Here is a 23,370-nt window from a genome sequence, read left to right on the forward strand (position 1 = left end):
TTATGCGATATTTGGAACTAAGAAATCAGTCTTTTTAAGAAGTTTAGAGCCTTTTTTATTAAATTCACTCTCTAATTTACCTCTATTCTTACAAATATACTCTAAAACAAGTGGTTCTTGCTTTTGAATAAGATTTAAAATAGCAAGTTTCATAGAAGTATAAAACTCTTCTTCACTATAAATAGATTCTGCAATTTTTTCTATTATAACTTTATTTGAATTCTCTTCAAAGCTCTCTTCTAATAGTATTGTAACTTTTTTTGCAACTTTATAGTTTGTGATATGACGAAGAAGCTTATAAAATTTTAGTGATAAATCTAAAAGATAATCTTGACTTCCCATATCTTCAATACGACTTATCTTTCCTGTTTTTAAAAATTCTACCAACTCTTCATCTGTAAAAGCATACTCTATAAGAGAAATTATCTTCCTTTTATCTTGCTTCTTCCATTTATAATATGTTGGGGCAGAAAACTCAAAAAGCTTCGTCATAATCATCTCTTTAGTCATATCTTTCCTTTTTTTAAATTATGTCATTATATACTTAAATAAATAATGATTTTATTAAGCTATTTTAAATCTTGCCAAGAGTCACCAACTGCAACAGATACTTTAAGTGGTATATTTAAAACAAAGATATTTTCCATAATATCTTTTATATCTTCTTTAACTTCATCTACATACTCATCTTTTATTTCAAATATAAGTTCATCGTGGATTTGTAAAAGCATTCTTACATTTTCATTATCTTTATATTTTAGATGTATTTTTATCATAGCAAGTTTTATCAAATCAGCTGCACTTCCTTGAAATAGAGTATTTACTGCTTCTCTTAAAATTCCAGCTTGTAAAATAGGACTTGCTCCTTGAAAATCAAAAAGCCTTTTTCTATTTAACAAAGTTTTTACATAGCCTTTTTGTATTACTCCATCTTCTATAGATTTTAAATACTCTTTTACACTTTTAAATGCTTCAAAATATGAATTAATATATATTTTTGCTTCTTTTATACTAATACCCAATGTATGTGCTAATTTCTTACTTCCCATTCCATACAAAAGACCAAAATTGATAGTTTTTGCAATAGCCCTTTTACTTTTAGCTTCATCTTCTCCAAAAATTTTTACAGCTGTTTGTAAGTGAATATCTAAATCTTCTTTAAATGCTTTAACTAAAGCTTCATCTTGACTAAAGTGTGCAAGTAATCTTAGTTCAATTTGAGAATAATCTACTCCTACAAGTTTATATCCATCTTTTGCTACAAAAGCTTTTCGTATTTGTATCTCGCTTTGAGATCCAACTGGAACATTTTGTAAATTTGGAGTTTTTGAACTCAATCTTCCAGTTGCTGTTCCTGTTTGTAAAAATGAACTAAATATTCTATGCTCTTTATCTCTTAATCCAAATTCTAAAAGTGGTTCAATATATGTAAATTGGATTTTAAAAGCCTCTCTATATTTTAATACCAATGGTACAACTATATGTTTATCTTTTAAACTTTCTAAAACAGATTCATCTGTAGCATATCCTCTTTTAGTATTTTTATAAGATGTAAATCCTAGTTTTTCAAATAATATAATACCCAACTGCTTTGGAGAATTTATATTAAAATTCTCATCAACGGCTTGATGTATTTGAGAAGTTAATTCAATCAAATATTGAGAAATCATCTCTTTATATTTTCTTAAAAGATTAACGTCTATTTTTATACCTTTTTGCTCCATTGATGCTAATACATATATAAAATTAAACTCCAACTCAAAAGCTATATTTAAAAGTTCTTCTTCTTTTCGTTCTTTAAAAATATCAAGTTGTCTATTAAACAATTTTAAAGTCCATAAAGCATCTTCTGCTGCATATTCACAAGCTTCTGCTAGTTCAATAGATGAGAAATCTTCACCTTTTTTAACAATATCATCAAAAGCTATCATTTTATGTCCAAACTGCTTTTCAACTTGATAATCTAGTCCTATTTTTTCACTTGTATTTAATAACCAAGATAATATCATAGTATCGGCATATAGTTTTAAATCTAAGCCAAAGTTATTTTTGATTATTTGCCAATCATATTTAAAGTTTTGAAAAATTAATTTATATCTATTTAAAATTTCAATAGTTTTTCTAGCAACATCATGTGAGATTTGATTTCCCACACCTAAATAACTATGAGCTATTGGAACATAATATGCTTTATTCTCTTCATAGCAAAAAGAGAAACCTATAATTTTTGCTTTTGCTGTATCAAGATTTGTAGTTTCTGTATCAAAAGATATATAACTATCTCTTGGTATTTTATTTATAGCTAGACTTAAATCATTTTCATTGTCAAGTAAAATGTATTCTATTTTTTCGATTGATTTCTTTTGTGGTGATTGAGGAATCTCAGTTTTATAGCTAAGCCCATTTTTGTTTACTCTTTCTAAAATTTTAGTCATATCATATTTGATTAACTCATCAGAAATTTTAAGTATAGGATTTTCTAAAGGCAAAGTAAATTCATCAAGATTTGATATTACATGACAATCATTTTTTAAAGTTACAAGTTTTTTAGATAAAAAGGCATTATCTTTACTTTCAAGTAAAAGTTCTTTTGTTCGTTTTTTTTCAATATTTTCAATATTAGAATATATATTTTCAAGACTTCCAAATTGTTCAATTAAACTTTGTGCTGTTTTTGCTCCAACACCTCTAACTCCAGGTATATTATCAGCTGTATCCCCAACAAGAGATTGATAGTCTGTAAATTGTTTTGGTGTAACTCCATATTTTTCTATACATTTTGCTTCGTTAATAACTTGCTTTTTTGTAGGGTCAAACAAATACACACTGTTGTCATCATCTATTAACTGATATAAATCTTTGTCATGCGATACTATTCGTACTTCCAAACCTTTTTCTTTTGCATCTTTTGCTATACTTGCAACAATATCATCTGCTTCATACCCAGTTCTTATGGCTATTTTAAAACCCATTTTTTCTACCCAAGATATTGCTATTGGAAGTTGAGTTAATAAATCCTCTGGAACATCTGGACGCTGTGCTTTGTAGTTTTCAAATAATTCTGTTCTAAAAGTATCACCTTTGGAATCAAGTGCAAAAACAATATAATCTGTTTGAAAATCTTTTCCAATACCAGCAATAAAATTTGTAAATCCAGTCAAAAGACCTGTTGGTAACCCCTCATTTGAACGCAATGGTGGTAAGGCAAAATAACTTCTAAATAAAAATCCAAATGTATCTATAATCGTAATACTTTTTTTCATAACTCTTCTTTCAATATTGGCTTAAGGACTTATAATATAATAAAAACTTTTAAAAATGGGTTATTATAAAAATATTACAATTTGTAATGTTTTTTGCTGTTTTGATTTTTTTTCGATAATATTCAAAAAACAGCAAAAGTAATTTGTTGAAAATACTAACATTTTGGAGGTCTTAAATGAGTGAAACATTTATCATTGCAAGTAGTTTATTTGCTTTTATCAGTTTTTTTACTTGTGTATAGTCTTTTTATAAATTTATAGAGTTTATAATATAATAAATCTTTCTAAACAAAGGATAAAATATATGATAATAATTCCAGCAAGACTAAATTCAAGTAGATTTGAAAATAAGATTTTAGTAGATATTTTGGGTCTTCCAATGGTTATAAAAACGGCAAAACAAGTGAGTTCTTTGGACAAAGTAGTAATAGCAACTGATAGCCAAAAAGTAATTGATTTAGCTTACAAATATGGTTTTGATGCAGTATTAACATCAACTGAACACAATAGTGGTACAGATAGAATAAATGAGGCTGTAAATAGACTAAATTTAAGTGATGATGAAATAATTATAAATGTTCAAGCAGATGAACCTTTTATTGAAGAGAGTGTCGTAAAAAGCGTTATGCAAAAAGTACAAGAGATAAAAAATCAAGAAGATATTTTGATAACTTCTTGCTATAAAGAGATAAACAGTGAAGCGGCTGATGATCCAAATTTAGTAAAAGTTGTATTAAATGAAAAAGAAAATGCAATATATTTTTCAAGAGCAAAAATCCCATATCACAGAGACCACAAAGAGAATTCTAGCTATTTTGGACATTTAGGAATATATGGATTTACAAAAAAATCTCTAAATAAATTTTGTAGCTTAAACTCTTCAAAATTAGAAGATATAGAAAAACTCGAACAATTAAGAGCAATAGATAATGGCTTTAAAATAGCCATGGTAAAAGTTGAATCAAAATCATTTGGAATAGACACAAAAGAGGATTTAGAAAGAGCTTTAAAATTATTTAAGTAAGAAGGAAGATTTAAATCTTTCTTCTTATATTTAATAAAAATTCAAATCAATACAAAACATACTTCCATCATCTACATTTTTATGATACAGTTTTCCATTGAAACTATCTTCTATAATTGTTTTAGACATATAAAGACCTATTCCACTTCCAGAAACTTTAGTTGTAAAATATGGTTCAAAAATTTTATCTTGTATATCATAGATACCTTTTGCATTGTCAAATATACAAATAATATTTTTATTAAGTTCAATTGATATTTTAGGATTTTCTACACTATTTTTATTTAGTGCATCAATTGCATTACTTATAATATTTAAGATTACTTGAGAAAACTCATTTTCGTATCCACATATATAAAAATCATCGCCATTTACAACTACATCTATTTCATACAAAGATAAAGAACTTGAACAAATATTTAATGCTTTTTGAATAGATTTTAAAGCACCAAAATCACTTTTCTCTTTTTTTATAGAGTAAAAATCTCTAAAATCTTTCAATGTTTCAGACATATATGAAATCTGATTATTTGCTTCTGAAATTTTATCTTCCATATATTTTTTATTTAATTTATTATGTTTAAAAGCTGTGTGAATATTCATAAATAGATATCCCAAATGTGTTAATGGTTGTCTCCATTGGTGAGTAATATTACTGACCATTTCTCCCATTGAAGATAACCTATTTTGATGTATCAATAAACTCTGCTTTCTTTTTTTATCATCTTCACTAAGCTTAATTTTATAAGATAATGCAAAAGCTAAAATCAAAGATTCTAGTGGAATAATAAAATGAATTAAGTCTATTGTAAAAATAGGATTTATAGTTTTATTAAAAAAATAACTTTGAAAATCTACAAAAATATATGTAAATATAACAATACTCCAAGAAATAATATAAAAAATAGTTGATTTTGCTTTATTTTTTTTATAAATTACAATGGCACTAATAAGATAAATCAGCAAAAACCAAGAAAATGAAATACTTATATCAAAAAAATACAAAACTAATTCAAACAAAAATATATACATTAAAAATGTTAAAATTTTATTTAGAAATGGTGCATATTTTTTGGTATTTAAAAACTCTTTTGTAAATAAGTTTGAAAAAATCAAAAACCCAAAAATTAAAAATTGATATATTAAATATGAAAAAGAATAATCTTTAAAAGAGAAATATATTAGTAAAAATATAAAAACTTGTGTAATAGAGTAATATATAAAGCTCTTCTCTTTATTGAATATATACAAAGCAAAATAGTAAAGAAAAGTTGCAAATATGATACCATAGCTTATGCCATATAACTCTTTTCGTATAATATTATCTTTTAAATAGCTATCCTTTTGCAATAAAGAAATAGTTAAATCTACTTCATTGATTGGTGTAAATACTTTTACATATATATCTTTATTGTCCTTTATCTCTATAACATTTGATTCTATAAAAAAGTTGTTATTTTCAAATTCTACTGGATTGATAAATAGTTTTGAATATAGAGTTAGAACATACTTATTTTCGAAATTATTTCCATTAAGTTTTATTTTAAGCCAATAGTTTGAAGAAGAATCAAATTTAATATTGGGAGAACTTTTATCAAAATCTTTAACAAATTTAATATTCTCAAAAGTAAAACCATCATCTTCAACAATATATACATCAAACATTGGATTAGCAAACATCGTATTGATAAAAATTAATATTAATATAAAAAATTTCATACTATTTTTAATTGATAACCCATTTTTGATATATTTTGCAAAGCATCAGTTGGAAGTTTTTTTCTAAGACTTTTTACAACAGACCTTAAAGCATCTTCACTCATATATCCTTTCCATACAAAATTTTCCAATTCTTGATAGTATGTAATTCTATTGATATTTCTTAAAAGAATTTCTAAAAACAATATCTCTTTTTGTGTAAGTTTTATAAGTTTTTCATTTTTAATAAGTGTTTTTTTCGATAAATCAAATTTAACACCATTTCCAAAGTCAAATATATTTTCTATATTTTTACTAGCTTCTTTTAAAGCTGTAAAAAGCTTATCTTCGCAGATTGGTTTTGTAATATATTTTACAAGTTTTAGTTCAACGGCTTTTATTAAAAATTCTGTGTCTATCCTTGCAGTTACCACAATAATTTGTGTTTTTAAATCATCTTTTCTTATTTTTTCAATCAATTCTAAACCATTTATTTTTGGCATTAGAATATCACAAATAATAATATCTGGTTTTATTTTTGTATATTTATCAAAACCATCGATAGCATCTTTTGCTTCATAGACAAAATCGCTGATATAAGATAAATATTCTATTGCATTTTTTCTAATAAAATCTTCATCTTCAATATACAATATTTTCAAATTTTTCATATTTCATTATATATTAAAGAATATAAAAAATCCCCTTTTTTTAACACTTTTTTCAATTATACTTTCTTAAAAATAATCAGGAGATAGTATGAAAAAAATATTTTTATCAATTGCAATAGCCTCTTCTTTATATGCAGAAGAGCATAATTTTGTTGAATTAGGTGTTATTTATACAAATACAAAAGATAATTTTTCCACAGATAGTAAAAAAGAAATCTATTCTTACAATAATTCTAAACATGAAGATAGTATTTCACCAAATATAAACTTCTATTATGGAAAAAATATAAGTGAAAATTACCATATATATTTAGAATCTATTTATCAAGAAATAAACTTGGGTAATATATATTACACAGAATATGGAAATTTTTATTTTGGAGCAAAAACAAAGCTTTTTGAAGATGAGTGGGAAAATCCATTTGAATTAAATAGAAGTAGAAAAAAAACAGATGTAAACCAATATGGTGGATTTTTTGCTTATGAGTTTTTAAGTTCTGATTTTTCATCGTCATTGATTAAATATGAGTATGATAAAAGAGATTACGATAAAGATTTGTTAGTAAATGAGTTAAAAAGAGAAGCAAACATTCACTCGCTATCTTTAGAAAATTTTATAAATTTTGATTTTTTAGATGAAGATACAACAATTTTTACAAATTTAAAAGCAAAAAAATATGATGCTATTGGGAAAGCAAGTTCATACAATACATTTGGAATTGATATTGGATTTTCAACAAATATTACAAATAAATATAATGTTATGTTACTAACAAATTTTTCACAAAAAAGATATGATGAAAAAAATCCTATACTAAATGAAAAGATTCACTCAGATATAGTAAGTTTTTTTGCTAGAAGTGAATATAAAGAACCTTTTAACTTTAAAAATACATTTCTCAGTCTTACAATAGGATATGAAGATGAAAATACAAATAACTCATTTTATGATAATCAAACAAGCTTTGCTATTTTTGGAATAGGATACAGTTTTTAAATATTTATACCAAGTAGCAAATTAAAATATTTGCTACTTATTATGCATTAGAAACTAAAATCTTCTCCTAAATAGTGTTCTTTTACTTTTGCATCATTTTTTATCTCTTCTGAAGTTCCACTACTCAACAAACTACCAGCCTTCATAACATAAGCTCTATCACAAATTTGTAGTGTTTCTCTAACATTGTGGTCTGTTATTAAAACTCCTATATCTATCTTTGTTAATTGATGAATTATCTCTTGAATATCTTTAACTGCAATTGGATCAACTCCAGCAAAAGGCTCATCTAAAAGTAAAAATTTTGGTTTTGAAACCAAAGCTCTTGCTATTTCTGTTCTTCTTCTTTCTCCTCCTGAAAGAGAAACTCCTTTTCTTTGTCTTATTGGTTCAATATTAAAAAGCTCCAAAAGTTCTTCAACTCTTCTTTTTTGTTCATCCTCATCATCATATATAATCTCAGCTGCCAAAAGTAGATTGTCTTCAACACTTAAATCTTTAAAAATAGATGACTCTTGTGGTAGATAACCTATTCCTTTTAATGCTCTTTTATGAAGTGGTAGTTTTGTTATGTCTTCTTTATCAAAAAACACTGTTCCACTACTTGGTTTTACAAGTCCACAAACTGTATAAAATGTTGTTGTTTTACCTGCTCCATTTGGTCCTAAGAGTCCAACTATTTCTCCACTTTTAACTTCAAGAGAAATTCCATGTAAAATCTCTGTTTTTTTAATACTTTTTTTAATATCAACTATTTCTAACTTATGCATCTATTTTATACAACCTTTTATCATTTTCTTTAAAAATATTTATAACAACAACTTCATAACCATAGTTTTTTAAAAGTTCTTCTAGTTTTTCATCGCCCCATTCAACAAAATGTATGCCATTTTTTTCGAACTCTTCAAGCATTCCTAAACTTATAAATTCATCTAAGGTTTTATTATACAAATCATAATGAAATATTGCATCCGAATATATAGCTTGTAAAGAAAAAGTCGGTGATGTTACTAAATCATCAAATCCCAAAGAATGAACAAAACTTTTAACCAAAGTTGTTTTGCCACTTGCTAAATCACCTCTTAAAATAGCTACACAATCTTCAGATAAAATATTTTTTAAATTATCAATTAAAATACCTATTTCATCCAAGCCTAATAAAAACTCTTTTTTCAAAAATCAACCTTTTAACAACTCAATTTTTGTGAAATTTTAATAATCTGTTCCAATTTCTCTTTTGCTTTTCTACTATCGATTATCTCTTTAGCTATTTGTATACCATCTTGAAAATCTCTTGCTTTACCATCTACAATTAAAGCTGCTGCTGAATTCAATAAAACAATATCTCTTTTTGCTCCATCTAAATCGCCATTTAAAATATCTCTTGTAATTTGGGCATTAACTTCTGGACCAGCACCAACAATATCATCTTTTGAACTCAATTTTATTCCATAGTTTTCTGGATTTATTTCCAACTCTTCAATTTTCCCATTTAATAAAAGTGTTGCATAAGTAATATCTGAAACAGATATTTCATCCATTCCATCATTTGAAGATACAACCATAGCTCTTTTGCACTCCAACAAATCCAAAGCTGTTGCTATTTTATTGATATAATCTTTATGAAATACTCCAATAACTTGTTTTTCAACGCTAGCTGGATTACATAACGGACCTATTATATTCATAATTGTTCTATGTGGAATCGTTTTTCTAACAGGAGTTATAAATTTCATAGCAGGATGGTGATTTGCTGCAAACATAAAAGCAAACCCAGTATCTTCAAGCATTTTAGCAGTATCTTCTAAACTCAAACTCAAATTTATTCCCAAAGCTTCTAGCATATCAGCACTTCCACTTTTACTTGTAACACTTCTATTACCATGTTTTGCCACATAACAACCACCAGCTGCTAACAAAATAGAAACGGTACTAGAAATATTGAAGCTATAACTTTTATCTCCACCTGTTCCAACAATATCGATTGATTTTTCTTGTAACTCTTTTGAAATTGGAAGTGGTATAACGTAATCCCTCATAGCACTTGCAGCTCCTGCAAGTTCAGAAGCAGTTTCTCCTCTTTCATATAAAGCTAAAAAATAATCTTTAATCTCCTCATGACTTAAATTATTTTGAAAAATCTCATCAAATTTTGCTTTTGTTTCAATAAACATTCTAATCTATCCTTTGTACATATTCATCTATTTTTGATTTTGGTGTTGATTTTGTAGTTGGTATTTGTAAAATCTTGAATTTTTCACTACTTTCAAGGTATTTTATTTCGATAATATCCCCTATTTTTACCTCTTTTGCTTTTTTCACAGCTATATTATTTAAAAACACAACTTTGTGTTCTAACATATCTTCAGCAACGGCTCTTCTTTTTGTTATATTAACGGCGTTTAAAAATTTATCTATTCTCATAGAAAATATTATAACTAAAATAAACTAAAATATTTTTAACCTATTTTTGATTAAAAATTGTGTATTATAGAATAATCTTTATCTTTGGAGTTTTATGATTTTTAGATATATTATTTTATCATTTTTATTGATATTCAATTCCTTTTTAAATGCAAATGAATACAAATTTGACTTAATGGATGATATATTTGATTTAGACTTAGAACAACTTAAAACTATGAAACTAACTACAGCTTCAAAATCAATTCAAGTTTTAGATGTTGCTCCTACAAAAATCATAATAATTACAAAAGAGCAAATAGAGCAAAGAGGTTATAGAGGACTTGATGATTTATTAAATGATTTACCTGCAATTCAAATATTAAGACATGCAGATAGTGGAATAATAAATCAAATTGGTATTCGTGGAATTATGGGTAACAACTACTTCAAAATTCTTCAAGATGGTATAGAAATAGACCAAACAGATGGAGAATTTATGAGTGTTTCTATGCAATATCCACTCATTGGAATAGAAAAAGTAGAAATACTTTATGGTGCAGCTTCTGTTATTTATGGGGCTGATGCTATGAGTGGAGTTATCAATCTTGTAACTTCTTCTAAAGAAAATGGACAAATAGGAGTTTGGGCAGGAAAAGATAGATATAAATATTTTTATGCAAATCAAAGTATAAAGATAAACGATGGACTTCTTTCATATAAGGCTCATTTGCATACAGATCAAGACTATAATTTTGACAAAAAATATCGAGATAACTTTAAAAATACAAATCAATCTAATAATTTTCAACCACATGAAACAAAATCTGCTTCTTTAAAATATTTAAAAGGTGGCTTTGATATTGGAGCAAATTATAGTTATTCTTCTGAATCTACACTTATTTCAATGAATGGAGATAATGCAAATAAAAATAGGAATATTTTTGATAAGAATGCAAACTTAAATACTCAAAAAATCAATACTTATTTAAGATATGAAACTGATATTTTTTGGGATATGTCATCAACAACAACTCTAAGTTATAGCCAAACTGAATTTTTAAATGATAGTTATTTTAGAAATAGATATACAGGATGTGATGCAGACTATAACTGTTTCAAAGGCTACCAATATTCAAAATCTAAAAAATATAGTTTAGAAGAAACTTTAAATAAACAAATAAAAAACCATGATATAACTATTGGAACAAATTTTGATTGGTATGATGTAACACCTATTGGTTATCAAGGTATAAAAAAAGGAAAAGATAAATTATATTTAATTCAAGATGGAAATAATGCTTATCTTTCAAATATTAAAGCTCCAAATTATGAACAAAAATGGCATAATATTGCATTTTATATCCAAGACCAAATAACATTAAATGATAATTTTGAAATAGCTTTAGCAGCAAGATATGATGAAAATTCAAACTATGAATCTTCTTTTAATCCAAGAATTGCCTTAATACATAAGAATAATTCTTTAACACAAAAATTTATATATTCTCAAGCTTTTTTAGCACCTTCAAATAATGTTAAATATAAATCTTATGGTGCATTAAACAAAGATTCTAATGGAGAATTATATTTTAATGAAGCAAGAGTAGGAAATTCAGATTTACAACCAGAGAAAAGTAAAACTTATGAATACAATCTATTTTTACATCTTTCAAGTAATGACCAAATAGTTTTTTCTACTTACTACACAAATATAGAAGATATTATTCTAATAGAAGAACCTCTTCCTAGTGGAAAATATAATGACATTCAAATAAATAATCCCAAAAGTGCTCAAAATGCAGCAGACTCTCACATATATGGTGGAGATATATCATATATGGGACACTCTTACTTTTCGGGATATGATATAAACTATTGGGCAAATTACAGTTATATAAATGGAAAAATAGACTATGAATACGACTATAATTTACCATTTCTTGCATCACATGTATTTAAAGCTGGAAGTACTTTTAGATACAAAGATTTTACATTCTCACCATCACTTAGATGGTTAAGCCCAATAAAAGTTGCACCTTTTGATGATATTACAGACAGAACTACAAATGGTTATTTCATAGCAAATTTATATGCTAGTTATAATATTACAAAATCACAAAAAATAGCACTTAGAGTAGATAATATTTTTGATGAACACTATTTTACTCCAAGATATAATTCATCAAAAAGATATGTTTCACCACAAGATACCAGAATGACTTATATTTCATATACAATTAATTTTTAGGAAAAACTATGAAGATCTATATATCAATACTTATTTTTTTATTATCAATAAATAATACATTTTCAGATGAGATAAAAGAAGAACAAATAAAAGTTGCGTATGTTTACAATTTTTTAAAAAATATCTCTTGGAAAAATGATGAGAATATAAAAAGCTATAAATTGATGATAGTTTCTCAAAATCAAACATTAAACAATATGTTTAAGATGTTAGCTTCAAGAAAACAATTAAACGATAAAAATATAGAAGTAATTATTTATAATAATACTAAAGTAGATAACATTCAAGCTATTTTTATAGATAAATCATCAGAAGTTGAATATGAAAAATTATATTATGAATATGAAAAAAACAATACTCTATTAATAAGCGATAATTATGCAAACAAAAAACAAGTTATGATAAATCTACTTCAAAATGATTCAAAAATAACTTTTGAGATAAATAAAGCAAATATTTTAAATAGAGATTTGACTGTATCACCAGATATTATACTTTTAGGTGGAACAGAAATTGATGTAGCTCAATTATATAAATCTTCTCAAGTTCAATTAAAAGAGCAAAAAGAGACTATTACCTCTTTAAATAAAAATATTGAAGACAAAAACAAAGAATTAAAAGAACAATTAAAAGCAATAGACCAACAAAAAACAATAATTAGTGATCAAATAAAAAATATAAAAGTTCAAAATGAACAATTAACTTTACAAAAAAAAGAATTATCACAAATTTACACTAGCATAGAAGAACAAAAAGAGAAACTTTTTATTGCTCAAAATGAGGCAATAAAAAAAGAAAAAGATATAAAAAATTTAATAAATTTACAATTAGAACAAGAAAAAACTTTTGAAGATGCAAAAAACAACCTAGATCTTCTAATGAAAAAAATAGATGAACAAAATAGCAGTATCTTAGTAAAAGAAGAAATTATTACAAATCAAAAAAATATAATTTTTGTATTCTTTATTTTATTAATTATTATCTTAGCCCTTGGATTAAATGTTTTACGACAAAATAGACTTCTAAAAAATTTATCTGAAACTGATACTTTAAGTGGATTATACAATAGAAGATATACTCTAAAAAGACTAGAAGAAGAAGTTTCAAGATTTAAAAGATATAAAACTCCATTTTCAATAATCCTTTTGGATATAGATTTCTTTAAAAAGATAAATGACACATATGGTCACGATAAAGGAGATTTTGTAATAAAACAAATATCTGAAATCTTTAAACAACATACTAGAAAAACCGATATATGTGCAAGATGGGGAGGCGAAGAATTTTTAATATTAGCTTCAAATAGTGATATCCAATCGGCAACAAAATTAGCTGAAATTTTAAGAAAAGTTGTAGAAAATAGTGATTTTGGAATAAATCAAAAAGTGACAATAAGTCTAGGAGTTGCAACTTTAAGTGAAAACTCAGATCAAGATGTAGTTTTAAAACTTGCTGATGAATTACTGTATAAAGCAAAAAGTTCAGGAAGAAACAAAGTTATTGCTGCTTAAATCGTTTTATATTAAATTTTAGATAAAATCAGCGAAATTTAATAACCAAAATAGGAAATATTTATGAGTAAAAAAGATATAAAAAAAGTTGTACTTGCTTATAGTGGTGGTTTGGATACTTCTATTATTTTAAAATGGCTTCAAGATGAATACAATGCTGAAGTTATCACTTTTACAGCCGATTTAGGACAAGGCGAAGAAGTGGAACCAGCACGAGCTAAGGCTATAGCTTGTGGTATTAAACCAGAAAATGTATATATTTTAGACGTTAAAGAAGAGTTTGTAAAAGATTATGTTTTCCCAATGTTTAGAGCAAATGCTATTTATGAAGGTGAATATTTACTAGGAACAAGTATTGCAAGACCACTTATTGCTAAAAAACTTGTAGAAATTGCAAATGAAAAAGGTGCAGAAGCAGTAAGTCACGGAGCAACAGGGAAAGGAAATGACCAAGTTAGATTTGAACTTGGAGCATTGGCTTTAAATCCAGATTTAAAAGTTATTGCACCTTGGAGAGAATGGGAGTTAAATTCAAGAGAAAGTTTACTTGAATATGCTAGAAAGAATGGTATTGAGATAGCACAAAAACACGTGGATGAAAACGGAAATCCAAAAATAAGCCCTTACTCTATGGATGCAAATTTACTTCATATCTCTTATGAAGGTTTACACTTAGAAAATCCAGCAAATGAGCCAGAAGAAACTATGTGGTTATGGACAAATTCTCCAGAAAAAGCACCTGATGAAGCTGAATATATAACTATTGGATATAAAAATGGAGACCCTATTTCTATAAATGGAAAAGAGTTATCTCCTGCAACTTTACTTAAAACTTTAAATGATTATGGAAATAAACATGGAATTGGAAGAGTTGATATTGTTGAAAATAGATATGTTGGTATGAAGGCTCGTGGTTGCTATGAAACTCCAGGTGGAACAATTATGCTAAAAGCTCATAGAGCAATAGAATCTTTAACTTTAGATAGAGAAGCTGCACATTTAAAAGATGAATTAATGCCAAGATATGCAAAATTAATCTACCAAGGATACTGGTTCTCACCAGAAAGAGAAATGCTTCAAGCTGCTATTGATGCAACTCAAAAAAATGTAGAAGGAATAGTTAAACTAAAACTTTACAAAGGAAATGTAACTGTTGTAGGAAGAGAATCAAGTAAATCACTTTATGATGATGCTTACTCAACTTTTGAAAAAGATGAAGTTTATAATCAAAAAGATGCAGAAGGATTTATAAGACTTAATGCTCTAAGACTTGTAATAGCTGGTAAAAAACAAAAATAATTCATATAAAGAGAGTGAAAACTCTCTTTATTTGTAAATATTCTTAAAACTCCATTTTCATAGAGAAAGCAACACTTCTAGTATCCCCTATACCATTTGCATTTGCCCAATAAATTTTATTTGTTAAGTTTTGTACATTTAGATTAAAAGTTGTTGGATATTGTCCTAACTTAGTAGAATATCTAAGCCCTGCATCATAAATTGTATAGCTTGGTATAACATCCTTATTTTCTTGATCTACATAGCTTTTACCAGTATAGTATGCTCCAGTATTTATAGCTAAACCATTTATATATGGAATATTATACTCTACAAATAATTTAGCCATTTTTGTAGCTACTAATGTTGGTTTGTTTCCTTTTAAAGCTTCATCTTCAATTTTTTCTAAACTTAAATCCATCAAAGTTACTCCCCCCATCAAAGTTAAATTTTCTGTAATTTTTCCAGTAAGCCCTATTTCAAGACCTTGATGGATTTGTTCTCCATCTTGAGTTAATGTTGGTTTTCCTAAACTTGCTGTTGTACTTTCATCAGTGTAAGAATTAGCTTTTTCTATTCTAAACAATGATGTTGTTAATAAAGCTTTTTCATCAAATAAACTATATTTTGCTCCAACTTCATATTGTTTACTTTTATATGGATCTAAAATCTTTCCTTCATTTGCATACCAAATTCCAACAATAGTTCCCGATTCTAAACTCTCTATATATGTAGCATATGTTGTCAAATTCTCAAAAGGCTTATAAATAAGTGATAAAGTAGGAGTTAATTCTGATTTATCATATTTCGTATTTGATAAATAGTTTTTATTGATAGCAGTTGCATAATTTACTCCTACTAATGCACTCCATTGTTCATTGAAAACTATATCATCACCTATTAATATATTTTTATATTGAGTTTGAGTTATTGGTTTTTTTGATTGTGTTCCAATTGTCCCAAAATCACTCCAATTTGGTTCAGATAAATTTTTATAATCACTAAAAGTGTAATTGTAATACCTGTTAGTTCTAAGTTCATTATCTGCTGATCTAAAAAGTTTTCTCGAATTTAAAGAATATCCAGTTGTTAAAGTATGATTTATACTTCCTGTATCAAACTTTGAATCTAAATATATATTAGCTCCATAATTTTTAGTTTTATTCCAAGCAAATTGTCTAGCATCCAACTCTTCAATAATATTATTTTTATAATAGTGAATATAGCCGTAAGTTCCTCTTCCTTTATGTTCTTCATACATTGCATTTGTTCTTAGAGTAAAAATATCATTTATATCCCATCTTATATTATTTGAAATATTGTGAGTATTTGACTCATTATCCATCCAATCTGGAATAGAATATTTATTTGAAGTTATATCTGAACGAACTACTCCTCCATAATCACCAAAAACAAGATTTCCACCTTTTGCTAAATAATCTTTGTAAGCATATTTTATATCTGTATAAAAATTATCAGTTGGTTTCCAATCAAAAACTAAACTTATTGCTTTTTGCTTTGTATCAGCTTCTGATGGTAGTCTTCCATCTTGATATAGTGCATTTATTCTATATCCAAAAGTATTATCTTCATCGAATTGTCCTCCTAAATCTATAGTTCCATAGTATGATTCATTTCCATAACTACCAATAGTTACATTTCTTAAATCTTTTGTAGTTGGTTTTTTAGTGATATAGTTTACTGCTCCACCAACTCTTCCACCTCCATATAAAAATCCTGTTGCACCACTGATAATTTCAACTCTTTCTATATCTTGCATCATCACACTATTTGTACTACTTCCAGCATAAGAGATACCATCAACTATTGGATTTGAAGAATTAAATCCTCTAATTGTTACTCCTGTATGATCTCCTCCAGTTGATCCAAAATTTCCATCTTCTACTTGAGTAGTTGGATTCATTTTAAATATCTGATTCATATCTTTTGCTTGTACATTTTCGATTAAGTCTTTTGAGATGATGCTCATTGAGTAAGGAGTGTCTTGTAGTTTTTTATCATTCCAAATACCTACTCCCTTTGTTTCTTCTACAAGGTATCCTGATTCTGCACTTCCATTTCTATAATTTGTTCCAGAAACAGATATTTCATCTAAAACAGTAGTATTACCAAAGTTTTGATATTTTGGTTTTTCTATTATGTAAATTATGCTATCTTCTTCGATAGCTTTGAGATTATGTTCTTCTAGTACACTATTTAGATTACTTAATACCGTACCCCCCCCCGAAACTCACTTTTTCTGAATTTATACTTTTATCTTTCAGGTTATTAGCTTTTGAGATATATGTTACATTATATTTCTTTACTATATTCTCTACTGCTTCTTGCAAACTTATCTCTTTTGCATTTAACATTGTTCCACTTAACATCATTGATGTTAATACTGATATGAAAATCTTTCTTTTCATCTTAAATCCTTTGTATTAATTTTGAGAATTTGTTTCTCTATATAGTAAGACGATTTAAATGAAAAAAATGGACAATTTTTACAAAAGAATTTTGAAATTTGTTAGCTGAAGTTACTTTTAGTAACAAAAATAGATAAAATTTAAATTCTTGATATATTCTGATTTAAATTCAAATACCAATAAATAGCTCTATTTTATAACTATTTGTGTTATAATCTATTATGTTAATATCAAATGAAACAGCTTTAAATATACTTTTAGCAAATAACAATAAAGTCTTAAATGATGTATTAAAAGAGACAGACAATAAAACTTTAAATAATCTTTTAAAACAAGATAAAGGACAATTATCAACAATCGATGCTGGAAAAGTTTTAAAAGAAGTTTTTGATAATATAAAAGATGGTACAAAGTCAAATTCATCTTTAGAAAATATGCTAAAAAATTCAAATCTTTTCAAAGATTTAGGAAGTGTTTCAACAAATATATCAAATTTACTTGATTCTGTAAAAGATGATGAAAATTTGCAAAAATTTAAACCATTATTAGAAAACTTTGCAAAAAATCTAAAAGATATTGATGCAAATAGTTTAAAAGAACAATTAAAAAATAGTGGTATTTTTTTAGAAAATAAACTTACACAAAATTCAAATTTAAGTACAAAAATAGAAAATATTTTACAAAATATTTCAAATTTATTAAAAAATATTGATACACCTCAAGCAAAAGAGATAAATAACCTTATAAACAATATTATCAAAAATGTATCAAATCCAACTTTTGTGTCTAGTGGTGATTTACAAACTAGTCTAAAAAATCTTACAACAGCATTACAAAATTTAAATAATGCTTTGAACAATCCACAGACACAAAGTTTAAGTAACCTTGTAAATGAATTAAAAACAGTTTTGAATCAAGGAACTATTGTTGAATCAAAGATAGAAAATACTCCCACACAAAATCAAACACCACAACTACAAACAAAAACAGTAGAAAATCCAATAGTAAATTTAGCAAACAATCAAGTACAAAACTCAACTTCATCTCAAGCTACAAATCAACTACAAAATCCAAGCATTTTAGAAACAAAAAATAGTATTAATCTACAAGTAAAAGAACTTTTAGTACAAATTAAAAATGACATAATACAAAACCCTACTTCAGTACAAAACAAAAATATTTTGCCAATAATAGATAACCTTCTAAAAATAAATGATTTTTTTTCAAAACCAGAAGTAGCAATACAAAATAATCAGCAACCATCACAAAATATATCAAATTTGACAAATAACTTACAAAATATAAATTTATCAACTTTTTCAAATAATTTTACAACAAATTTAAGCCCTCTTTTAAATGCTTTAAAAGATAGTTTACAATCACAAAATCCACAAAATAGCCAAATTCAAGAACATATAAATACTCTTATAAAAAAAGTTGAAATAGTCATTCAAGAGCAAATAAATAACCCAACACAAAATTTAAAAACAAATATAAAACTAGAAGATGATTTCAAATCAGTTTTATTACAAATGCAAGATGAATTAAGTACAAAAACAGATGTAAAATCACAAGATGCTTTGAGAACAATAAACAATTTGATAACTCAAGTAGATTATCATCAACTAACTTCTATTGTTTCAAACTCAAACTATGTTTATATTCCTTTTTTTTGGGAAATGTTAGAAGATGGAACTATCGAGATGAAACAAAAAGATGAAGAAAAGTTTTTTTGTCAAATAAAACTAACATTAAAAGATTTTGGAAAAGTTGATTTGATGCTATCTCTTTATGATGAGAATAAGTTAGATATGACTATTTATGCTCAAAGAGAACATTTTAAAATAGCTCTTAGAGATAATATGCAACAATTAAAAATAGCTCTTAACAATGTAGAATTAATACCCATAAATATAAAACTTCTTGATATGAAAGATGAAGAAATAAAAGAAGAAAAACCATCAAATATTTACCAACAAAACTACTATAATAGTGAATCTTTTGGTTCAAAAGTTGATATAAAGGCATAAGATGGAAGATAAAAGCCCAAATATTCAAAAAGCCGTTGCACTCCAATATGACAAATCAGTAGATAATGCTCCAAAAATAACAGCAAAAGGGAAAGGTGAAACTGCAAAAAATATCATAAAAATTGCAAAAGACAACAATATTCCCATAAAAAAAGATGAAGATTTAGTAGAACTTTTATCTCAAATTGATATAGATAAAGAGATACCATCTTCTATGTATAAAGCTGTTGCAGAAATTTTTGCGTTTATTTATGACTTATCAAACAAAAATAAAAAATAGGATAAAAAATGATTTTAAAAAAATTTATTATAAAAGATCAAAAAGAGCTTTATAGACATAAAAACTATCTTTTATCTTTAGATTTAGAATTTGATAGCCATAAAAAAGAGTATTCAAATAGTGGATACCTTGATTTTAATACAGAATATGAACTTGTAGAATTTTTAAAAAATGGTGATTTTAAATATACTATAACAGAAGAAAAAATAACTGATTTCAAAAAACAAATTATAGCTAAATATAAAACTTTACAAATTGATACAAACAATATATTTATAGTTGAAAAAAATGATAATTCTAAAATATATCTATTAAATCAAACAAAAAATCAAATTCAAATATTAGACTTAAAAAAATCAAATTTTAAATCATATAAGATAGATAAAGATATACAAAATGAAACAAATTTGAGTATAAAAGTACTTAAAACTCTAGCTTCAAATGATAATGATTTTAAAGAACTTTTCAATATTTTTGCTATATTAGAAAATCAAAATAGTGAAGAATTACTATTTATCGATAAACTTAAGAAATTTAAATATTTTTGCATTTCAAAAATAAAAGAAAAACAACAAGATATGTTTTTATGCAATTGCATAGAAGGCTTTTTCCCTGAAACAAAATTTTATGTAAAAGGTGATAGAGTTTTTTCAGACTATACAAACTATTTCTTAAGTTATGAACAAGAGTTTAAATTATGGAAATATCTATATAATAATAGAAATTTAATAGGAGTATTTAAAGAACCAACTTTAAATCAACTTTTTGTTGGAAGAAAACTATACATTATAGATGAATTTGAAAACAAAATAAAAGTTATTATAAAATCTGCTAAGTTTAGCGAAGATAACCAAGGAATAATCATAAGCTTATCAAATGGAATAAGTATACAAAAACTATCAAAAATATTTACAAAAGAAGAGTTACAAAAAAGAGTTATTGAGGCTAGAGATTGATTACAGATTATTATAAATAATCTGTAATTAAAATAGATTTTAGAATCTCAAATTCATACCAACAGAATATCTTCTACCATCAAGTACAACACCATATTCATCATTTGTAATCTCTTTATTTGCAATATTATACATACCTGCCTTTAAACTTAAATCTTTTGTAGCTTTAAAAACAACTCCTACATCAAAAAGACCATAACCTGGTGTTACATCATTACTACCATTAGATCCACTTGTCTTTCCCCTATAATTATAATCTGCCCAAGCGTTCCAATTTTTAGATATATCATAATCTAAACCAACATTTACCATATTTTTTGGTAGATTATTTAAAGGTTCTCCTTTAAAATCCCCACTTTTTTGTTCAGATTTTGTATATGTATAACTTGTACTTGCAGTTAAATTATTGAGTAAATCATAATCTAAAGTAAATTCAACTCCTTTTAATTCAGCATCAGATACATTTTGAAATGACATTAAAGAATAATATTTGTCTGAACCAAGAGAACAATTCCAAGCTGCATAATTATTTCTATTAGCATTACCAGTTGAATCTGTTTTACAAATACTTAATGATTGAATTTTATCTTTATAATCTGTTTGAAAAAGCATTAAACTACTAAGTAATCCTATCTCATTATTTGAATAATTTAATCCTGCTTCGTAACTAACACTTTTTTCTGGTTCTAAATCAGGATTACCAATCATTAATATTCTAAAGTGTGGTACTTGTCCTAGCCATGGACCACCTGTTCCTTGTCCAAATCCTTCTAATGTTTCAGCAATATTTGGTTGTTTATATCCTGTACTAACTCCTGCTTTTAAAGTTAAACTATCAGTAATATGATAAACTCCATAAATTCTAGGAGTAAACTCTCCACTAAATAACTCATCGTGGTTGTACCTAACCCCAGTAGTTAATGCAAAATTATCTGTAATTCCCCATTCATCTTCTACAAATAGTGCATATTCCCATCTATCAGCTTCTTTTACAGCAAAATTAGTAACACCTATTAAACCATTAGCTTCATTTATAAATTTTTCTTTTTTATATTGTCCACCAAAAGTAACTATATGATTACCAATATTGTATGATGATTGTGTATTAAAAGTATCTAAATTTTCTTCTAAAATTTTATCTTCAACTTTTTTAGTTGTTTCTGTTTGAAAATATGTATTTGTTACAAAGTTATTAAAAATACCTTTATGTCCAATCATATAAACATCTTTTTGTAGATTAATATAAGATTGTCCAGTATTAGCATTTTGTAAACTCTTTCCAATAGTAGAACTATATTCTTGTTTTGTATAATCATATCTAAAATTTAAATCATTTTGTTCATTTATATTCCAAGTTAATTCACTTCCAATTTTTCTAACTTTTTTTTCATTTTTACTTCCATTAATACTATTTGGACTAGCTGCAGTAAAATCACTTTCATCATTTCCTTGAAAACTTCCATCTAAACTCAAAGATAAATTATCTTTGATTATTGGACCAGACAAATACATATTTACATTATACTCATCATTTGAAATATCATTTACTGATTTTGTATATTCTGGACTTATACTACCTCTCCAAATATCATTAGAAGCTTTTTTTGTTATAATATTTATAACTCCTCCCATTGCATCACTTCCATAAAGTGAACTCATAGGTCCTCTTACAATCTCTATTCTTTCTATCATATCTATTGGTGGTAAATATGCACCAATCTTACCTTCATAGGTTATTGTACTTACTTTTACAGACTTTCCTGAACTTATTGGTCTTCCATCTACTAAATATTTTGTATAAGCTGAACCCATACCACGAATTGCAATATCTTGATTATTTCCACCACCAGACACTGAAACACCTGGTACATTTTTAACAGCATCTATAACATCTGTATATGATTTTTTTTGTAATTCTTCAGCTGTAATAACTGAAATTGAAGCAGGAGCATCAGCAACATTTTGCTCAAATCCTGAAGCAGTAGTTACAACTTGAATATCATCAAGTTTTGTAGTTTCATTAGCAATTAGTAGGTTACCCGCACACAATAGCATAGCTGTTGCAACCGTTCTAGCCATTTGTATTTTCATACATGTCCTTTTTATTTAATTTTTGATTAAAATTTCGATAAATCTTTAGGGAAATTTATCTTTATTTTTACATCTTAATAATTAGTATATTAATTATCAAAAAGTAAATGAAATATTAATCAATTAAACTTAATATAATTTTAAATTAATAGTAATTATTGATTAAATCTTTATTTTTATTTCTTTGATAATAAAAAAGATACAATTTCATAAAAAGTATAGAGTAACTTCTTTTGAATAAAACTCAATCTTTCAGAAGATAGATAATGAATAAAAAGTATATAAATCAAATTTGAAGAAGGTGTTTAAATAAATTTAAAAAATAGAAATAGATAAATAGAAAAAAATATAGGTGTTTAGTAAAAAATAAAGAGGATATAAATAAAACTTGAAGAAGGTGTTTAAATATGTTTAATTGTGTTGAGATATAGGAAATAGAATAAAAAAAGGCCTTCCCTAAAATACTAGAAGAAGTAACTTAGGAAAGG

Annotated in this window: 19 protein-coding genes; 8 read left to right on the forward strand and 11 right to left on the reverse strand. The window is 26.0% G+C overall.

Going from position 1 to position 23,370, the window contains the following annotated elements:
- Positions 1-510, reverse strand: a complete 510-nt coding sequence (locus tag CRU91_RS04795; RefSeq protein ID WP_113893923.1) for a hypothetical protein — start codon at positions 508-510, stop codon at positions 1-3.
- Positions 511-569: 59 nt separating this feature from the next.
- Positions 570-3,263 carry a DNA polymerase I gene (gene polA, locus CRU91_RS04800; RefSeq protein WP_113893925.1) on the reverse strand — a complete coding sequence of 898 codons (2,694 nt, stop codon included), beginning with the start codon at positions 3,261-3,263 and terminating at the stop codon, positions 570-572.
- 304 nt (positions 3,264-3,567) lie between these two features.
- Between polA and kdsB the strand changes: the two genes are divergently transcribed.
- Entirely contained in the window at positions 3,568-4,287 is a 720-nt protein-coding gene (gene kdsB, locus CRU91_RS04805) for a 3-deoxy-manno-octulosonate cytidylyltransferase (protein WP_113893927.1), read from the forward strand.
- Between the two features lie 30 nt (positions 4,288-4,317).
- Here kdsB and CRU91_RS04810 read toward each other — a convergent pair whose 3' ends face one another.
- Together CRU91_RS04810 and CRU91_RS04815 are read right to left on the reverse strand one after the other, a co-directional pair.
- Entirely contained in the window at positions 4,318-6,006 is a 1,689-nt protein-coding gene (locus tag CRU91_RS04810) for a sensor histidine kinase (RefSeq protein ID WP_113893929.1), read from the reverse strand.
- Positions 6,003-6,656 (reverse strand): response regulator transcription factor, encoded by a 654-nt coding sequence (locus CRU91_RS04815; RefSeq protein WP_113893931.1) that lies wholly within the window; start codon positions 6,654-6,656, stop codon positions 6,003-6,005. Before CRU91_RS04815 ends, CRU91_RS04810 begins: the two co-directional genes overlap by 4 nt.
- Before the next feature lie 88 nt (positions 6,657-6,744).
- Here CRU91_RS04815 and CRU91_RS04820 point away from each other — a divergent pair, with 88 nt between their 5' ends.
- Complete coding sequence (locus CRU91_RS04820; RefSeq protein WP_113893933.1) at positions 6,745-7,653, forward strand: DUF2860 family protein; 909 nt, start codon at positions 6,745-6,747, stop codon at positions 7,651-7,653.
- Between the two features lie 47 nt (positions 7,654-7,700).
- Here the strand turns inward: CRU91_RS04820 and lptB are convergent, their stop codons facing one another.
- From lptB to CRU91_RS04840, 4 genes are read right to left on the reverse strand one after another with little or no spacing between them, the layout of a single operon-like run.
- The gene (lptB, locus tag CRU91_RS04825; protein ID WP_113893935.1) at positions 7,701-8,423 is read right to left on the reverse strand and encodes an LPS export ABC transporter ATP-binding protein; all 723 of its coding nucleotides are present in this window, start codon (positions 8,421-8,423) and stop codon (positions 7,701-7,703) included.
- Complete coding sequence (gene tsaE / locus CRU91_RS04830; protein ID WP_113893937.1) at positions 8,416-8,829, reverse strand: tRNA (adenosine(37)-N6)-threonylcarbamoyltransferase complex ATPase subunit type 1 TsaE; 414 nt, start codon at positions 8,827-8,829, stop codon at positions 8,416-8,418. The genes lptB and tsaE overlap by 8 nt, the downstream gene beginning before the upstream one ends.
- An 11-nt stretch (positions 8,830-8,840) precedes the next feature.
- Entirely contained in the window at positions 8,841-9,827 is a 987-nt protein-coding gene (gene trpD, locus CRU91_RS04835; protein WP_113893939.1) for an anthranilate phosphoribosyltransferase, read from the reverse strand.
- A 1-nt stretch (position 9,828) separates the two neighbouring features.
- Positions 9,829-10,077 (reverse strand): S4 domain-containing protein, encoded by a 249-nt coding sequence (locus tag CRU91_RS04840; RefSeq protein WP_113893941.1) that lies wholly within the window; start codon positions 10,075-10,077, stop codon positions 9,829-9,831.
- Positions 10,078-10,171: 94 nt separating this feature from the next.
- On the opposite strand from CRU91_RS04840, the gene CRU91_RS04845 reads away from it, so the two are divergent.
- From CRU91_RS04845 to CRU91_RS04855, 3 genes are all read left to right on the forward strand, one after another.
- A complete protein-coding gene (locus CRU91_RS04845; RefSeq protein ID WP_113893944.1) occupies positions 10,172-12,307 on the forward strand; it encodes a TonB-dependent receptor plug domain-containing protein in 2,136 nt (711 codons plus the stop codon).
- An 8-nt stretch (positions 12,308-12,315) separates the two neighbouring features.
- Positions 12,316-13,818, forward strand: a complete 1,503-nt coding sequence (locus CRU91_RS04850; RefSeq protein ID WP_113893946.1) for a YfiR/HmsC family protein — start codon at positions 12,316-12,318, stop codon at positions 13,816-13,818.
- A gap of 63 nt (positions 13,819-13,881) precedes the next feature.
- The gene (locus tag CRU91_RS04855) at positions 13,882-15,117 is read left to right on the forward strand and encodes an argininosuccinate synthase (RefSeq protein WP_113893948.1); all 1,236 of its coding nucleotides are present in this window, start codon (positions 13,882-13,884) and stop codon (positions 15,115-15,117) included.
- 43 nt (positions 15,118-15,160) lie between these two features.
- Here the strand turns inward: CRU91_RS04855 and CRU91_RS04860 are convergent, their stop codons facing one another.
- Together CRU91_RS04860 and CRU91_RS04865 are read right to left on the reverse strand one after the other, a co-directional pair.
- On the reverse strand, positions 15,161-17,086 hold the full coding sequence (locus CRU91_RS04860) for a TonB-dependent siderophore receptor (protein ID WP_235826950.1): 1,926 nt from the start codon (positions 17,084-17,086) through the stop codon (positions 15,161-15,163).
- A gap of 232 nt (positions 17,087-17,318) precedes the next feature.
- Complete coding sequence (locus CRU91_RS04865; protein WP_113893952.1) at positions 17,319-17,525, reverse strand: hypothetical protein; 207 nt, start codon at positions 17,523-17,525, stop codon at positions 17,319-17,321.
- A 221-nt stretch (positions 17,526-17,746) separates the two neighbouring features.
- On the opposite strand from CRU91_RS04865, the gene fliK reads away from it, so the two are divergent.
- From fliK to CRU91_RS04880, 3 genes are read left to right on the forward strand one after another with little or no spacing between them, the layout of a single operon-like run.
- On the forward strand, positions 17,747-19,555 hold the full coding sequence (gene fliK, locus CRU91_RS04870; RefSeq protein ID WP_113893954.1) for a flagellar hook-length control protein FliK: 1,809 nt from the start codon (positions 17,747-17,749) through the stop codon (positions 19,553-19,555).
- A gap of 1 nt (position 19,556) precedes the next feature.
- On the forward strand, positions 19,557-19,835 hold the full coding sequence (locus CRU91_RS04875) for an EscU/YscU/HrcU family type III secretion system export apparatus switch protein (RefSeq protein WP_113893956.1): 279 nt from the start codon (positions 19,557-19,559) through the stop codon (positions 19,833-19,835).
- A gap of 8 nt (positions 19,836-19,843) precedes the next feature.
- Positions 19,844-20,791, forward strand: coding sequence for a hypothetical protein (locus CRU91_RS04880; protein WP_113893958.1), 948 nt, complete (start codon positions 19,844-19,846; stop codon positions 20,789-20,791).
- 39 nt (positions 20,792-20,830) lie between these two features.
- On the opposite strand, the gene CRU91_RS04885 is transcribed toward CRU91_RS04880, so the two are convergent.
- Positions 20,831-22,882, reverse strand: coding sequence for a TonB-dependent receptor domain-containing protein (locus CRU91_RS04885; protein WP_113893963.1), 2,052 nt, complete (start codon positions 22,880-22,882; stop codon positions 20,831-20,833).
- Positions 22,883-23,370: the final 488 nt, after the last annotated feature.

Origin of the sequence: Aliarcobacter vitoriensis, from assembly GCF_003316695.1 — a bacterium.
GTDB lineage: Bacteria > Campylobacterota > Campylobacteria > Campylobacterales > Arcobacteraceae > Aliarcobacter > Aliarcobacter vitoriensis.

What these genes read in the sequence shown, in the direction of transcription:
- CRU91_RS04795 (WP_113893923.1), bottom strand. Translation starts at nt 510, where the DNA reads ATGACTAAAGAGATGATTATGACGAAGCTTTTTGAGTTTTCTGCCCCA.
- polA (WP_113893925.1), bottom strand. Translation starts at nt 3,263, where the DNA reads ATGAAAAAAAGTATTACGATTATAGATACATTTGGATTTTTATTTAGA.
- kdsB (WP_113893927.1), top strand. Translation starts at nt 3,568, where the DNA reads ATGATAATAATTCCAGCAAGACTAAATTCAAGTAGATTTGAAAATAAG.
- CRU91_RS04810 (WP_113893929.1), bottom strand. Translation starts at nt 6,006, where the DNA reads ATGAAATTTTTTATATTAATATTAATTTTTATCAATACGATGTTTGCT.
- CRU91_RS04815 (WP_113893931.1), bottom strand. Translation starts at nt 6,656, where the DNA reads ATGAAAAATTTGAAAATATTGTATATTGAAGATGAAGATTTTATTAGA.
- CRU91_RS04820 (WP_113893933.1), top strand. Translation starts at nt 6,745, where the DNA reads ATGAAAAAAATATTTTTATCAATTGCAATAGCCTCTTCTTTATATGCA.
- lptB (WP_113893935.1), bottom strand. Translation starts at nt 8,423, where the DNA reads ATGCATAAGTTAGAAATAGTTGATATTAAAAAAAGTATTAAAAAAACA.
- trpD (WP_113893939.1), bottom strand. Translation starts at nt 9,827, where the DNA reads ATGTTTATTGAAACAAAAGCAAAATTTGATGAGATTTTTCAAAATAAT.
- CRU91_RS04840 (WP_113893941.1), bottom strand. Translation starts at nt 10,077, where the DNA reads ATGAGAATAGATAAATTTTTAAACGCCGTTAATATAACAAAAAGAAGA.
- CRU91_RS04845 (WP_113893944.1), top strand. Translation starts at nt 10,172, where the DNA reads ATGATTTTTAGATATATTATTTTATCATTTTTATTGATATTCAATTCC.
- CRU91_RS04850 (WP_113893946.1), top strand. Translation starts at nt 12,316, where the DNA reads ATGAAGATCTATATATCAATACTTATTTTTTTATTATCAATAAATAAT.
- CRU91_RS04855 (WP_113893948.1), top strand. Translation starts at nt 13,882, where the DNA reads ATGAGTAAAAAAGATATAAAAAAAGTTGTACTTGCTTATAGTGGTGGT.
- CRU91_RS04860 (WP_235826950.1), bottom strand. Translation starts at nt 17,086, where the DNA reads ATGAGCATCATCTCAAAAGACTTAATCGAAAATGTACAAGCAAAAGAT.
- CRU91_RS04865 (WP_113893952.1), bottom strand. Translation starts at nt 17,525, where the DNA reads ATGAAAAGAAAGATTTTCATATCAGTATTAACATCAATGATGTTAAGT.
- fliK (WP_113893954.1), top strand. Translation starts at nt 17,747, where the DNA reads ATGTTAATATCAAATGAAACAGCTTTAAATATACTTTTAGCAAATAAC.
- CRU91_RS04875 (WP_113893956.1), top strand. Translation starts at nt 19,557, where the DNA reads ATGGAAGATAAAAGCCCAAATATTCAAAAAGCCGTTGCACTCCAATAT.
- CRU91_RS04880 (WP_113893958.1), top strand. Translation starts at nt 19,844, where the DNA reads ATGATTTTAAAAAAATTTATTATAAAAGATCAAAAAGAGCTTTATAGA.
- CRU91_RS04885 (WP_113893963.1), bottom strand. Translation starts at nt 22,882, where the DNA reads ATGAAAATACAAATGGCTAGAACGGTTGCAACAGCTATGCTATTGTGT.